We start from the raw sequence: 14,197 nt of genomic DNA, 5'->3' as shown, positions 1-14,197 counted from the left end.
CATGACTGCCGCGCATCAGATCACCGCCGGCTTCATGCCGCTCTTCGACAGCGCCGTTCTGGTCGCGGCCGGCGAGATGGGCTTTGCCGCCCGCGAAGGCGTCGAGCTCAAGCTGCATCGCGAGACCTCCTGGGCCAACATCCGCGACCGCATCGCGATCGGCCATTTCGATGTCGCCCATATGCTTGGGCCGATGCCGCTCGCCTGCAGCCTCGGTCTCACGCCGCTCGCCTCCGAGACCATTGTGCCCTTCTCGCTAGGGCTCGGCGGCAACTGCATCACCGTCTCCACTGCGGTGTGGGAAGGCATGGCGGCAAACGGCGCTGCGCCCGACCTCGATCCGGCGCGTGCCGGGGCGGCGCTCGGCGCGCTGATCCGCGCCCGGGCGGCCACCGGCCGCGATCCGCTGCGCTTCGCAGTCGTGCATCCGCATTCCGGGCACAATTACGAGCTGCGCTACTGGCTCGCCGCCTGCGGCGTCGATCCTGACCGCGATATCGAGGTCGTCATCGTGCCGCCGCCCTTCATGGCTGACGCGCTCGCCGCCGGCCGCATCGACGGCTACTGCGTCGGCGAGCCGTGGAACAGCGCTGCCGTCGCCGCAGGCACCGGCCGCATCGTCACCGTCAAGGCGCTGCTATGGCGCAACAGCCCGGAAAAGGTGATCGGCGCCCGCAGGGCGTGGGCGGAGGAGAATCCTGACACTCTGGCGGCGCTGCTGAGGGCGCTGCATCATTCCGCCCGCTGGTGCCAGGATCCTGCAAACCGCGACGAGTTGGCCGCGCTGATGGCGAGGCCCGCTTTCCTTGGCCAGCCGGAGGCGATCCAGATGCCGGCGCTCACCGGGCGCTTGCAACTCGGCGGGGGGGCGGAACGGCGCGTCGAGGATTTCTTCCTGCCCTTCGACAAGGCGGCGAACTTCCCTTGGAAAAGCCACGCGCTCTGGTTCTACACGCAGATGGTACGCTGGGGACAATTGCCGCACACGCCGCAAAACCTGGCGATCGCCCGCGACTGCTATCGGCCCGACCTTTACCGCTCGGCGCTGAAGCCGCTCGGCGTGGCCCTGCCCGGCGCCAATGCCAAGGTCGAGGGCGCGCTGAAGGCTGCGACGCCGGTCGGCTCCGCAGGGGCCAGTCTCATCCTTGGCCCCGATGGTTTCTTCGACGGCCAGATCTTCGATCCGGACAAGATCAACGCCTACATCGCCGGCCAGAAGCGCGCCTGATCATTAGCGCGTCATTCTTGTGCATTGCACAAAATTTGTGCGCCCTGCCCGTCCCGTTGATCAATGTTTGACCGTATTGCCGCCTGGGCCGGTCGGCGCGGAAGGCAGGTATCAAATTGATTTTGCTTGAAAATCCCTATCGACACAAAACTGGCACGCTTCATGCTTTGAAATAATCGAGCTCCTCGTGGGCAATAGAATACGGCGTCCAATGGCGGGCGCCACAGGCAAAGCTGCCGCTCAGGTAACCACGCGATCCCGGATGTACGGACGCGAGAGACCTGGACGGCAGCTTTTTTGTTTTTGGACCCGAACCCGAGAATCGACGCGCCGATCCCAGGCGGCGCCAGGCGGAGACGACTATGACGACACGGATCGGAACTGCGACAACGCTCAGGGATTTCACGCGCCGCGATTTTATCGCCAGCAGCATGCTGACGGCGGTGCTGTTCACCGCGGCACTGCTGCTGTTTCCCCCAAGCGCCATGACCGACGGCAAGCGCCCCGAAACGACCGCGCAGCGCCAGCTCTCGTTGCGCTGAGCGATGCCGCGCTTCCTCATCAACACAACTCGCGGTGCCTCCCACGCCGCAAACCGGAGCCGACCATGACCGCAAACCTCCCAGCCGCGCCCAGCCAGGACAGTGCTCCCCGGCAGGCGCTCGTCATGTCCACCATCGCCTTCACCATCTGCTTCGCGGTGTGGACGATCTTTTCCATCATCGGCGTGCGCATAAAGCAGGAACTCGGCCTCAATGAGACCGAGTTCGGCCTGCTCGTCGGCACGCCGATCCTCACCGGCTCCCTCGTGCGTATCGTGCTCGGCGTATGGACCGACCGCTACGGCGGCCGTCTGGTCTACACCATGACCATGCTCGGTGCGGCGGTCGCGACCTTCCTGCTCGCCTTCGCGCATACCTACGGGCAGATGCTGGTCGCGGCCCTCGGCGTTGGGCTTGCCGGTGGTTCCTTCGCCGTCGGCGTCGCCTATGTCTCGCGCTTCTTCCCCGCCGGCAGGCAGGGAACGGCTCTCGGCATCTTTGGCGTCGGCAATGTCGGCGCCGCGGTCACCAAATTCCTGGCGCCGTTCGTGCTGCTCTCCTGGGGCTGGCAGTCGGTGGCGCTGATCTGGGCGGCGGCGCTGGTCGTCATGGCGGCCGTGTTCTGGCTCACGACCGACGACGATCCGGTCATCCGCGAGCGTCGCGCCGGCAAGGCAGCACCCGCGAGAAGCTTCTGGCAGGAATTCGCCCCCCTGAAGAACCTGCAGGTCTGGCGCTTCGCCTTCTACTATTTCTTCTCCTTCGGCGCGTTCGTGGCGCTGTCGCTCTGGCTGCCGCGTTACCTGATCGGCGTCTACGGCTTCGGCATCGCCACCGCGGGCATGATCGGCGCCGCCTATTCGATCCCCGCAAGCATCTTCCGCGCCTATGGCGGCGTGCTTTCCGACCGCATCGGAGCCCGTACCGTGCTCTACTGGACCTTCAGCGTTTGTGCCGTGGCGACCCTCGTTCTGTCTCTCCCCTCGGCAGACTACGTCGTGCGCGGCATCAGCGGGCCGATCCCCTTCCATTTCGAGATCGGCCCGCTCGCCTTCATCGGCGTCGCCTTCGTGCTCGGCTTCTTCATGAGCCTCGGCAAGGCCGCTGTCTACAAGCACATCCCGGTCTACTATCCGCAGAGCGTCGGCGCGGTTGGCGGCGTGGTGGGCATGATCGGCGGCCTCGGCGGCTTCATCCTGCCGATCGCCTTCGGCGCGCTGAACGACCTCACTGGCGTCTGGTCGAGCTGCTTCATGCTGCTCTTCCTCATCGTGGTCTCGTGCCTCGTCTGGATGCACGTCACCATCCGCCGGATGGAGCGCGCGGCCGCCGTCAAGCCTGCGCCCCTCTCGTACGCCGCCGAATAGATCGGAGCCGACCGGACATGAGCGAAAAACTCGTCATCATCGGCAACGGCATGGCGCCAGGCAGGATGCTCGAGCACCTGCTGGAAGCAGCACCCGACCGCTATAGCGTCACCATCTTCAACGCCGAGCCGCGCGTGAACTACGACCGCATCATGCTGTCGCCGGTGCTTTCGGGCGAGAAGGATTTCGAGGAAATCGTCATCCACGGCGACGGCTGGTACATCAAGCACGGCATCACCCTCTACAAGGGCCACCGGATCGTCGCCATCGACAGGGACGCGAAGACCGTCACCTCGGACCACGGCGTGACCGAGAGCTACGACAGGCTGGTCATAGCCACCGGCTCGGTGCCCTTCATCATTCCGGTGCCGGGCAAGGACTTGCCCGGCGTGCTCACCTATCGCGACCTCGACGACGTCAACGCCATGCTGCTCGCCGCGCAGGCGCGCGCCAAGGCGATCGTCATCGGCGGCGGCCTGCTCGGGCTCGAAGCCGCTGCCGGGCTGAAGGAACGCGGCATGGACGTCACCGTGCTGCACGTCATGCCGACGCTGATGGAGCGCCAGCTCGATCCCGCCGCCGGCTACCTGCTGCAAAAGGCCGTCGAGGCACGCGGCATCAAGGTCGTGACCAAGGCTAGCACCAAGGCCATCTTCGGCAATGGCAAGGTCGAGGGCGTCGAGCTCACGGACGGCACGATCATCCCGGCAACGCTGGTCGTGATGGCGGTCGGCATTCGCCCCAGCATCGCTCTGGCCAAGGACGCAGGGCTGGAAGTCAATCGCGGCATCGTCGTCGACGACCGCATGCAGACGTCCGATCCCGCGATCATGGCGCTCGGCGAATGCGCCGAGGTCGGCGGCCATGTCTACGGGCTGGTCGCGCCTCTCTACGAGATGGCCCGCGTCGCGGCAGCCAGGCTGGCGGATGGCGAGGACAAGCGCTTCGTCCACTCCGACACGCCGACCAAGCTCAAGGTCACCGGCATCGACCTTTATTCGCTGGGCGACTTTGCCGACGGCGACGACCGCGAGGAGATCATCCTGCGCGACGCATCCGCCGGCATCTACAAGCGCGTCGTGCTGCAGGACAACCGCATCATCGGCACGGTGCTGTTCGGCGAGACGGCCGACGGCGCCTGGTTCAACGACCTCAAGAAGAAGGCGACCGACATTTCAGAGATGCGCGACACGCTGATCTTCGGACAGGCGTTCCAGGGAGGCGCTTCCTCGGACCCTTTGGCGGCCGTTGCGGCATTGGCGGATGATGCGGAAATCTGCGGCTGCAACGGCGTCTGCAAGGGAAAGATCACCGGCGCGATTACGGCCAAGGGCCTGACCGGCCTCGACGACGTGCGCGCCCACACCAAGGCTTCCGCTTCGTGCGGCTCATGCACGGGCTTGGTCGAGCAGCTCCTGAAGCTCACGCTGGGCGACGCTTACAATCCGGCGGCGGTGCAGCCGATGTGCGGCTGCACGTCACTCGGCCACGACGACGTGCGGCGCCTGATCAAGGCGAAGGGACTGAAGACGATACCCGCCGTCATGCAGGAGCTCGAATGGAAGAGCTCCTGCGGCTGCGCAAAATGCCGGCCGGCGCTCAACTACTATCTGGTCTGCGACTGGCCTGACCAATATGCCGACGACTATCAGTCGCGCTTCATCAACGAGCGCGTGCACGCCAACATCCAGAAGGACGGCACCTATTCGGTCGTGCCGCGCATGTGGGGCGGCGTCACCAGCGCCGGCGAACTGCGCGCCATCGCCGACGTGGTCGACAAGTTCCGCATCCCGACCGTGAAGGTGACCGGCGGTCAGCGCATCGACATGCTGGGCATCCGCAAGGAGGACCTGCCGGCGGTGTGGGCCGATCTCGGCAAGGCCGGTTTCGTCTCCGGCCACGCCTATGCCAAGGGTCTGCGCACGGTGAAGACCTGCGTCGGTTCCGACTGGTGCCGTTTCGGCACGCAGGATTCGACGGGGCTCGGCATCCGCATCGAGAAATTCATGTGGGGTTCCTGGACGCCGGCCAAGGTGAAGATGGCGGTGTCGGGATGCCCACGCAACTGCGCCGAAGCGACCTGCAAGGATGTCGGCGTGGTCTGCGTCGACTCCGGTTACGAGATCCATTTCGCCGGCGCCGCCGGCCTCGACATCAAGGGCACCGAAGTGCTCGGCCTGGTCAAGACCGAGGACGAGGCGCTGGAGGTGATCGTGGCGCTCGTCCAGATGTATCGCGAGCAGGCCCGCTATCTGGAGCGCATCTACAAATGGGCCAAGCGGATCGGCACCGCCGAGATCAAGCGGCAGATCCTCGACGACGCCGAGAAGCGCCGCGCCTATTTCGAGCGCTTCGTCTTCAGCCAGAAATTCGCGCAGGTCGATCCATGGTCCGAGCGCGTCTCCGGCAAGGACAAACACGAGTTCCGGCCGCTTGCCACCGTCGGCTTTGCGGAGGCGGCGGAGTGATGGAGAGGTTTGCATCCGGCAGGACAGAGGGGGGCGCCTTGGCGCACTCATATCAAGCGAAGGCGACCCAATGACCTGGACATCGATCGGCTCCCTTTCCGACATCCCTCGCCGCGGTGCGCGCTGCGTGGCCACCCCGCACGGCAAGATCGCGGTCTTCCGTACGGCCGATGACCAGGTCTTTGCCATGGACGACCATTGCCCGCACAAGGGCGGCCCGCTGAGCCAGGGCATCGTCCACGGAGCGTCCGTGACCTGTCCGCTGCACAACTGGGTGATCTCGCTGGAGACCGGCAAGGCGCTCGGCGCCGACGAAGGCTCTGTCCGAACGATCCCGGTCAGGGTCGAGGGCGAACGGCTTTTCATCGCGCTCGAAGCGCTGGCCTCGAAAGCGGCCTGAGGCATGGAAGAAGCACGCGAGGTGAGGACCACCTGCCCCTATTGCGGGGTGGGATGCGGCGTGCTGGCCGAGATCGCCGCGGACGGCAAGACGACCGTCCGCGGCGATCCCGAGCACCCGGCCAATTTCGGCCGCCTCTGCTCGAAGGGATCGGCCCTTGCCGAGACGCTCGGCCTCGAAGGCCGCCTGCTTCAGCCGGAAATCCGTGGCAGGCAGGTTGGTTGGGACGAAGCGCTCGATCTTGTTGCCGCGAAATTCTTCCAGGCGATTGCCGAGCACGGGCCGGACTCGGTTGCCTTCTACGTCTCCGGCCAGTTGCTCACCGAGGACTATTACGTCGCCAACAAGCTGATGAAGGGTTTCATCGGCTCAGCCAACATCGACACCAATTCGCGGCTCTGCATGGCGTCGTCCGTCGCCGGCCATCGCCGCGCCTTCGGCGAGGACATCGTTCCCGGTGTCTATGAGGATTTCGAGTGCGCCGATCTCATCGTGCTCACCGGCTCCAACACCGCATGGTGTCATCCCGTGCTCTACCAGCGCATGCTCGCAGCACGCAGGGAGCGCGGGAGCAGGATCGTCTTCATCGATCCTCGGCGCACCGCCACGGCCGACGAGTGCGACCTGCATCTGGCGCTCGATCCTGGCACGGATGTGCTTCTGTTCAATGGGCTGCTGGCGCATCTCGTCCAGACCGGAAAGATCGATGTCGATTTCATCCGCGACAATACCTCCGGCTTCGACGCTACGGCCGCTTTGGCCGGCGCCGACGCGCCGTCGATCGCGCGCGTCGCGAAAGGCTGCGGGCTGGCCGTCGCCGACGTCCAGGCTTTCTATGAACTCTTTGCCGGCACCGAGCGGACCGTCACCGTCTACAGCCAGGGCGTCAACCAGTCGGCGCATGGAACCGACAAGGTCAATGCCATCATCAATTGCCATCTCGCCACCGGCCGCATCGGCAAGCCCGGCACGGGACCGTTCTCGGTCACCGGGCAGCCGAACGCGATGGGCGGCCGCGAGGTGGGAGGTCTGGCCAACCAGCTCGCCGCCCATATGGACTTCGCCGATGAGGCCAACATCGACCGGGTCTCCCGCTTCTGGAACGCGCCCAATGTCGCGCGGCGCGGCGGCCTGAAGGCCGTGGACATGTTCCAGGCGGTCGCCGACGGCCGCATCAAGGCGCTGTGGGTGATGGGCACCAATCCGGCGGTCTCGATGCCGGACGCTTCGCGTGTGCGCGCTGCCCTGTCCAAATGCGATTTCGTCGCCGCCTCGGATGTGACCCGCACCGACACCACGCGCTATGCCGACGTGCTGCTGCCGGCCGCCGCCTGGGGCGAGAAGGACGGCACGGTCACCAATTCGGAACGGCGCGTCTCGCGCCAGCGACCGTTCCTGCCGCCGCCCGGCGAGACAAGAACCGACTGGCGCATCATCTGCGAGGTCGCCACCCGCATGGGCTTCGGCGATGCCTTCGCCTATCGGACACCGTCCGAGATCTTCCGCGAGCATGCCGCGCTGTCCGCTTTCGAGAACGACGGCCAGCGCCTGTTCGACCTCGGCGGCCTGGCTGACCTCGGCGATGCTGACTACGCTGCCCTCGCTCCGCGCCACTGGCCCGCGCCGGAGCGGCGCGAGCGCCAGACAAGGCTGTTTGCCGACGGCCGCTTCGCCACACCCGACGGCCGCGCGCGCTTCGTGCCTGTGCGCCAGGAGGCGACGGCTTTCACGGTCGACACCGACTACCCGCTTGCCTTGAACACCGGCCGGCTGCGCGACCAGTGGCACACCATGACGCGCACCGGCAACGTGCCGCGCCTGATGGCCAACGCGCCGGAACCTGCTGTCGACCTCAATCCGGTGGACGCCGCCGAGCATCATCTGAAGGACGGCGACCTCGCGCATCTTTCGACGCGCTTCGGCTTCGTTCGCGCAAAAGTGCGCATCACGGAGGCGCAGCGGCGCGGCCAGGCCTTCATGCCCATGCACTGGAGCGGTCATTTCGCGGCCAAGGCCGCCGCAGGCCTGTTGTCCTCGCCCGTCACCGATCCGCATTCCGGCCAGCCGGAGCTCAAGCATGTCCCGGTCAGGATCGTACGCGAGAACACCGGCTGGGCCGGCGTGCTCATCACGCGGCGGGATCTCAGGCCAACCGGTTTCGTCCATTGGAGCCGGCACGCGGTCGAGGGCGGCTGGATCTACGAGCTGACCGGAACCGAGCCGCCGGACCAGGGCATTCTCCTGGCGCGCAAGCTGTTCGCCGTTCAACGGCACGATCATCTGCTCGAATACACCGATCGCAGAGGGCTCGCCTATCGCGCCGCTGCCATCGACGAAGGTGGCACCATGGCCGAGGCCCTGCTGGTCGCCGCTCCAGACCAACTGCCGATGCGGGACTGGCTGGTGTCACTCTTGGCCACCCGCCAGCCGCTATTGCCTGCCGATCGCCATGCGCTTTTGTCCGGACGCTCGCCGGTACCCATGCCCGCAATTGGGCGAGTCGTCTGCTCGTGCTTCCATGTCGGGGCAAACCAGCTCGCTTCGGCCGTCGCTTCGGGATGCGACAGTCTGGAGGCGATCGGCGCGACGCTGCGCGCCGGCACCAACTGCGGCTCGTGCCGCTCGGAAATAAGAGCGATCATCGACGCCCGACAGATTCAGGCGGCCGAGTGAAAGGGCTCGGCTTAAATTACCGCCTCCTCGGGAAACGGCTCTGCGAGCTCAGGCATCCAGACGACAAACACGACAAGCCGGCCTAAGCCCTGCTTGGTACGCTTGCTGCGTCAGGCCGTTTCGATCCGGGTTCCCCCGATAGCGTACTGGCGCCAGCTCGGTTGCATCGGCCGGCCGCACGGCCGGGTCCAAATTTATCGGAACGTTTTCGTCGCAGGTTCATTGGGCGTTGATCAAGTCTTCGGCAAGCGCACCAAATTCTGGGAGAACCGTCATGAAAGTGCAGGAGTGCATGACCAAGGACGTACGAATTGCGACCGCAGAAGCAACTCTGCGTGATGTGGCCCAGGCTATGGCCGTTCTGGACGCTGGACTCATTCCCGTTGCCGACAACGATCGGCTGGTCGGCATGGTGACCGACCGAGATATCGCCGTTCGGGGGGTTGCCTTGGGAATGGGGCCAGACTCTCCCGTGCGAGATGTCATGACGACCGATGTCAAATATTGCTTCGAGGATGAGGAAATCAGCGACGTGCTTCGGAACATGAGCGATATCCAGGTACGGCGCCTTCCCGTGCTCAATAGGGACAAACGACTGGTGGGCATTGTCTCGCTCGGCGATCTCGCCGGAAATGACGAAGCTGCTCATGCGGGAAAGGCACTGGAAGGCATCTCTCAGCCAGGCGGTCAGCACTCGCAAACTAAGCATTGACACGTGGAAGTGCCCGCCGCCGAGGCGAAGACGTCCGTTCCTGACCCGAAAAGGCCGTTGGTGAAATATCTCGGTGGTTGGTTCTGCGAGCGCGGGCGCCTGGACGACAAGCCTGCATAACCTTTCTTGCCGGCAGATCGGTTTTGGCTTGCCGGCCGCCTTTGCTGGGCGGCAGGCCGAGCGTCTCGCGAAAATGCCTCGGAGACGTGCGAGGCGTTCTCGAAGCCGACTTCGATCGCGATCTCTACCATCGAAAAGCACGGCGTAAGAGTATTGGTTCAGCCCTGCAGCCGGACCTGCGGCAGCGCAGCGTCGAGCGACCGCTCGAACGCGTCAACCAGGGCATCGATCTGGGTCTCGGTGATGATCAGCGGCGGACAGAAGGCGATGGCGTCGCCCATGTTGCGCGAGATGACGCCGTTCTGCTGCATGAAACCGTTGACCAGCGCGCCGAGCGCGGCCGGCTTGCCCCACGGCGCCTTGCTCGCCTTGTCGGCGACCAACTCGACGGCGGCAATCAGGCCGACGCCGCGCACCTCGCCCACCAGCGGATGCGAGATGAGCTTGCGCAGCCTGGCCTGCAAATGGGCGCCGACCTTGCGCGCGTTGCCGACGAGGTCGCGCTCCTCGATCAGCTTGATATTTTCCAGCGCGACCGCCGCCGCGACCGGATGCCCGCCGCCGGTGAAGCCGTGGCCGAACGTGCCGATGCGGTTGCTCTCGTCGGCGATCGGCTCGAACACACGATCGTTGATCAGCAGTGCCGAGATCGGCAGGTAGGAAGACGAGATCTGCTTCGACAGCACCATGATGTCCGGCTTGATGCCGAAGGTCTGCGAGCCGAACATCTGGCCGGTGCGGCCGAAGCCGCAGATCACCTCGTCGGCCACCAGCAGGATGCCGTATTTCGACAGCACCGTCTGGATCTTTTCCCAATAGCCGGCGGGCGGCACGATGACACCGCCGGCGCCCATGATCGGCTCGCCGATGAAGGCGGCGATAGTTTCCGGTCCCTCGGTGAGGATCAATTTCTCGAGATCGTCGGCCAGCCGGCTGGAGAACTGCTCCTCGCTTTCGCCGGGCTCGGCATCGCGCCAGTGATGCGGCGTCGACGTGTGCAGGATATTGGCGATCGGCAGGTCGAAGGAAAGATGATTGTTCGGCAGCCCGGTCAGGCTGGCGGACGCGATGGTGACGCCGTGATAGCCGCGCTTGCGGCTGATGATCTTCTTGCGCACCGGCTGGCCGAGCGCGTTCGACCGGTACCAGATCATCTTGATCGCCGTGTCGTTGGCCTCGGAACCGGAATTGGTGAAATAGGCCTTGCTCATCGGCACCGGCGCCATCTGCACCAGCTTCTCGGCCAGGTCGATCAGTGGCGAATGCGCCTTCGAGCCGAAGTCGTGATAGAAGGGCAGCTTCGACATCTGCCGTGTGGCGGCCTCGACCAGCCGCTTTTCCGAGAAGCCGACGGCGACGCTCCAAAGGCCCGCCATCGCCTCGATATAGCGGTTGCCGGCGATGTCCTCGACATAGACGCCGTCGCCCTTTTCGATGACCAGCGGACCCGTCTCCTGATGCTTACGGGCATTGGTGTAGGCGTGCATGTGGTAGCGGATGTCGCGGGCTTCAGGGGAATTCGGTCTGGCGTCCATGATGGCTCCTGTCTGCGGGCGCAAGCGAAAATAGGACCCCTCCCCCTGTCGAGAAACTCCGGGAATCCGCCTCGCATCCGCTGCTTGATGCCTCATGGCGAGATGCGGCTGCAAGGGCCGCCGTGTCACAATCGATAGCGCCATGAGATTTCCAAGCTGGATCAAGACGGTATAGTGCAAGAGCACGCGTACGCAACCAAAGAGACGCGATATGGAACAGGTCGACTGCATAGTTGCCGGGGCCGGCGTCATCGGCCTTGCGATCGCGCGCGGCCTGGCGGCGCGGGGCCTCGACACGCTGATCCTCGAAGCGGCGAATGCCATCGGCACCGAGACGAGCTCGCGCAATTCGGAAGTCATCCATGCCGGTATCCACTATCCGCAAGGATCACTCAAGGCCCGGCTCTGCGTTGCCGGACGCGACATGCTCTACCGCTACGCGATGGAACGCTCGATCCCGCACCGGCGTTGCGGAAAGCTGATCGTCGCGACCGACGAAGCACAGGAGCCCGTGCTCGCCACGATCCGCGCCGGTGCGGCCGCTTGCGACGTCGCCGATCTGCGCTTCCTCTCCGCCGCCGAGGCGCAAGCTCTGGAGCCGGCGCTGCATTGCACGAAGGCGCTGCTCTCGCCCTCGACGGGCATCATCGACAGCCACGCGCTGATGCTGACGCTGCTCGGCGACGCCGAGGAAAACGGCGCGATGCTCTCACTCAACACACGCATCGTTTCGGGCCGTATCGAGCCCGGCCAAATCGTGCTCCAGACGACCGACACGGCGAGTGGCGAAAGTTTCGAGATCGCCACGTCGCGTCTCGTCAACGCGGCCGGCCTGGGCGCGGTCGCGCTGGCCGGCGCGCTCGAAGGATTTGGCCGGCGGTTCCTGCCCACGCTTCGCTACGCCAAGGGCAATTACTTTTCGGTGGCCGGCCGCGCGCCCTTCTCGCACCTCGTCTATCCGGTGCCTGAACCTGGTGGGCTTGGCGTCCATCTGACGCTCGACCTTGCCGGCACGGCCCGGTTCGGACCGGATGTCGAATGGACGGACATGCTCGACTACCGGGTCGATCCGGCCCGCGGCGAACGCTTCTACGCTGCGATCCGCAAATACTGGCCGGAACTGGCCGACGGCAGCCTGCAGCCGGCCTATAGCGGCATCCGGCCGAAGCTCGGCGGCCCGGGCGAAGCCAACAGCGACTTCGTCATCCAGGATGCCTCGATCCATGGCATTGCGGGGCTGGTCAATCTGTTCGGCATTGAAAGTCCCGGCCTGACTTCGAGCCTGGCGATCGCCGAGCATGTGACGCGCATCATTGCGCCGGCGAGAGAGCGGGCCGATGTCGCCGCCGTATCGTGAGCCGATTTGCGCCGGAAGCGGGCGCTGACCTGTCGCGCCCTTCCGGATTTGTCAGTCGCCTCTAACCTGGCTCGGCATCGGCGAGTTCCTCGGCGGCTTCATCGACGCCTTGCGCAGCCGCCCGCTCGAGCCAGATCCGGGCGGCGGGCAAGTCGTGTTCACCGGCGATACCCTTGGAGAGATAGCGGCCCAGCATGAGCTGCGCATGTCCATGACCTCGTTCGGCGGCGGCTGCGAACCATTTCTGCGCCGCCTTGCGATCGAGAGACAGGCCCTGCCCGGTCTCGTAGAGCGCCCCGATCGCGAACATCGCCCCGGCATGGCCCGCAGCGGCAGCCTGCTTGAAGAGATGCGCCGAGGATGCAAACGAGCGTTCTCCGCCAAGCCCGTTGTAAAGCATTTCGGCGAGAGCCACCTGCGCGTCCACCATGCCGGCGTTGGCGGCCCGCTCGAACCAGATACGGGCCTCGCTCTGGTCGGCGGTCACGCCGCGGCCCTCCTGAAGCATGCGAGCATACATATATTGCGCCTCGGCCACGCCTTCGGCCGCGCGCCTCGTCCATTGCGCCGCCCGCTCCTGGTCCTTGCGCACGCCGACTCCCTCGGCGAAACAGAGCCCGAGATTGAAGGCCGCGACCAGGTCACCCGACGAAGCCGTCGCCCCAAACCACGCTGCGACGTTGATGCCGTCGTCCGCTTCGCCGCCGCCTTCGAGGACAAGGTTCGCCAGATCGACTTGCGATTGGCGATTGCCGTCATTGGCGGCGGCGCGCAGCCAGCGCGTTCCTTCCTCCGCGTCCTGGGCCACGCCGTTTCCCGACAGATAGAGCGACGCCAAAGCGCGGGCAGCCAGCTGATGGCCCCCCTCCGCGGCCCGCCGATACCATGTCGCGGCTTCGGCATAGTCCGGTCGGGAGCCTCTCACATAGTGTTCGCCGAGGCGATGCGCGGCGTCGAGATTTCCGGCCAGTGCCGCGCGGCGCATCCAGGCCTCGCCGGCGACCGGATCCTGCCGCGATAGGCTGCCATCGATCAGCGCGAGACCCAGCCGTAACTGAGCCGGGACGAAGCCTTTTTCCGCGGCAAGCTGATAGAGCTGCTCAGCCGACTCCAGGTCGACGGGCAGGCCCATTCCGTGCTCGGTGAGGACCGCAAGAAAATAGATCGCCGTCGGCAGGCCGGCATCCGCGGCGCGCCGCAGCTCCACGGCGATCCTGACCCTCTGCTCCGGCTGCTTGCGTCGGGCGAGCGAAAGGGCAAGGCCGAGGCATCCTTCCGGACAGCCGGCAGCCGCTGATTTCTCGTACCAGCAATGCGCGGCATCGAGATCGCGCATGGCCTTCGGGCCTTTGGTCAGGATGTAGCCGAGTATTGCCTGCCCGGTTGCGGAGCCGGCCTCCGCCGCTTTTCGGGCGAACTGGAGCGCCGTCTCGAAATCAGGGGCTTGCGAGAATTCCGATTTGAAAAGGTTTTCCGAATTGGCGCCGCCTCCGCCGTCTTCCTGCCCTGCCAGTCCGGCCACGCAAAGCGCGGCAAAAAGCGCCTGCGCGTCGGCGCTTCCACGGTCGGCGGCCCGCCGCAGCCAGCGCGCGCCCTCCGATTGGCTCGCCGGCACGCCGAGGCCTTCGAGGTAGCAGCGGGCAATCTGGTACTCGGCCTCCGGAATACCGGCACGGGCGGCGGTCGCCATGAGGGGAAAGGCTTCGGCGGGCTTTCCAGTTTCGGCAAGCCGCATCGCTCTGCGCAGCGCCAGCGCCGGGTGGATGCGTCCTGTCAGCCGATCCAGGATCGCCAT

The 14,197-nt window shown here is 65.6% G+C and carries 10 protein-coding genes; 8 read left to right on the top strand and 2 right to left on the bottom strand.

Annotated features, from left to right (window positions below):
- The first annotated feature begins 1 nt into the window (after position 1).
- The 7 genes from P9236_RS00120 to P9236_RS00090 all read left to right on the top strand — a co-directional run bounded on the left by P9236_RS00120 (position 2) and on the right by P9236_RS00090 (position 9,390).
- Positions 2–1,228: a CmpA/NrtA family ABC transporter substrate-binding protein gene (locus P9236_RS00120; protein ID WP_278073045.1), complete on the top strand. Its 1,227-nt coding sequence runs from the start codon at positions 2–4 to the stop codon at positions 1,226–1,228.
- A gap of 362 nt (positions 1,229–1,590) precedes the next feature.
- Positions 1,591–1,770: a hypothetical protein gene (locus P9236_RS00115; RefSeq protein WP_278072578.1), complete on the top strand. Its 180-nt coding sequence runs from the start codon at positions 1,591–1,593 to the stop codon at positions 1,768–1,770.
- 65 nt (positions 1,771–1,835) lie between these two features.
- Positions 1,836–3,137 (top strand): nitrate/nitrite transporter, encoded by a 1,302-nt coding sequence (locus tag P9236_RS00110; protein ID WP_278072577.1) that lies wholly within the window; start codon positions 1,836–1,838, stop codon positions 3,135–3,137.
- A 17-nt stretch (positions 3,138–3,154) separates the two neighbouring features.
- The gene (gene nirB / locus P9236_RS00105) at positions 3,155–5,605 is read left to right on the top strand and encodes a nitrite reductase large subunit NirB (RefSeq protein WP_278072576.1); all 2,451 of its coding nucleotides are present in this window, start codon (positions 3,155–3,157) and stop codon (positions 5,603–5,605) included.
- A gap of 70 nt (positions 5,606–5,675) precedes the next feature.
- Positions 5,676–6,005 carry a nitrite reductase small subunit NirD gene (nirD, locus tag P9236_RS00100; RefSeq protein WP_278072575.1) on the top strand — a complete coding sequence of 110 codons (330 nt, stop codon included), beginning with the start codon at positions 5,676–5,678 and terminating at the stop codon, positions 6,003–6,005.
- A 3-nt stretch (positions 6,006–6,008) separates the two neighbouring features.
- Positions 6,009–8,678 (top strand): nitrate reductase, encoded by a 2,670-nt coding sequence (locus P9236_RS00095; protein WP_278072574.1) that lies wholly within the window; start codon positions 6,009–6,011, stop codon positions 8,676–8,678.
- 274 nt (positions 8,679–8,952) lie between these two features.
- Positions 8,953–9,390: a CBS domain-containing protein gene (locus tag P9236_RS00090; protein ID WP_278072573.1), complete on the top strand. Its 438-nt coding sequence runs from the start codon at positions 8,953–8,955 to the stop codon at positions 9,388–9,390.
- A gap of 278 nt (positions 9,391–9,668) precedes the next feature.
- Here P9236_RS00090 and P9236_RS00085 read toward each other — a convergent pair whose 3' ends face one another.
- A complete protein-coding gene (locus P9236_RS00085) occupies positions 9,669–11,045 on the bottom strand; it encodes an aspartate aminotransferase family protein (RefSeq protein ID WP_278072572.1) in 1,377 nt (458 codons plus the stop codon).
- 211 nt (positions 11,046–11,256) lie between these two features.
- On the opposite strand from P9236_RS00085, the gene P9236_RS00080 reads away from it, so the two are divergent.
- Positions 11,257–12,402, top strand: a complete 1,146-nt coding sequence (locus tag P9236_RS00080; RefSeq protein WP_278072571.1) for an NAD(P)/FAD-dependent oxidoreductase — start codon at positions 11,257–11,259, stop codon at positions 12,400–12,402.
- A 61-nt stretch (positions 12,403–12,463) separates the two neighbouring features.
- Here P9236_RS00080 and P9236_RS00075 read toward each other — a convergent pair whose 3' ends face one another.
- Positions 12,464–14,197 (bottom strand): SEL1-like repeat protein, encoded by a 1,734-nt coding sequence (locus P9236_RS00075; RefSeq protein WP_278072570.1) that lies wholly within the window; start codon positions 14,195–14,197, stop codon positions 12,464–12,466.

This window comes from Mesorhizobium sp. WSM4884, from assembly GCF_029625675.1.
Lineage (GTDB): Bacteria > Pseudomonadota > Alphaproteobacteria > Rhizobiales > Rhizobiaceae > Mesorhizobium.
This window is presented reverse-complemented; position numbering and strand designations above follow the sequence as displayed.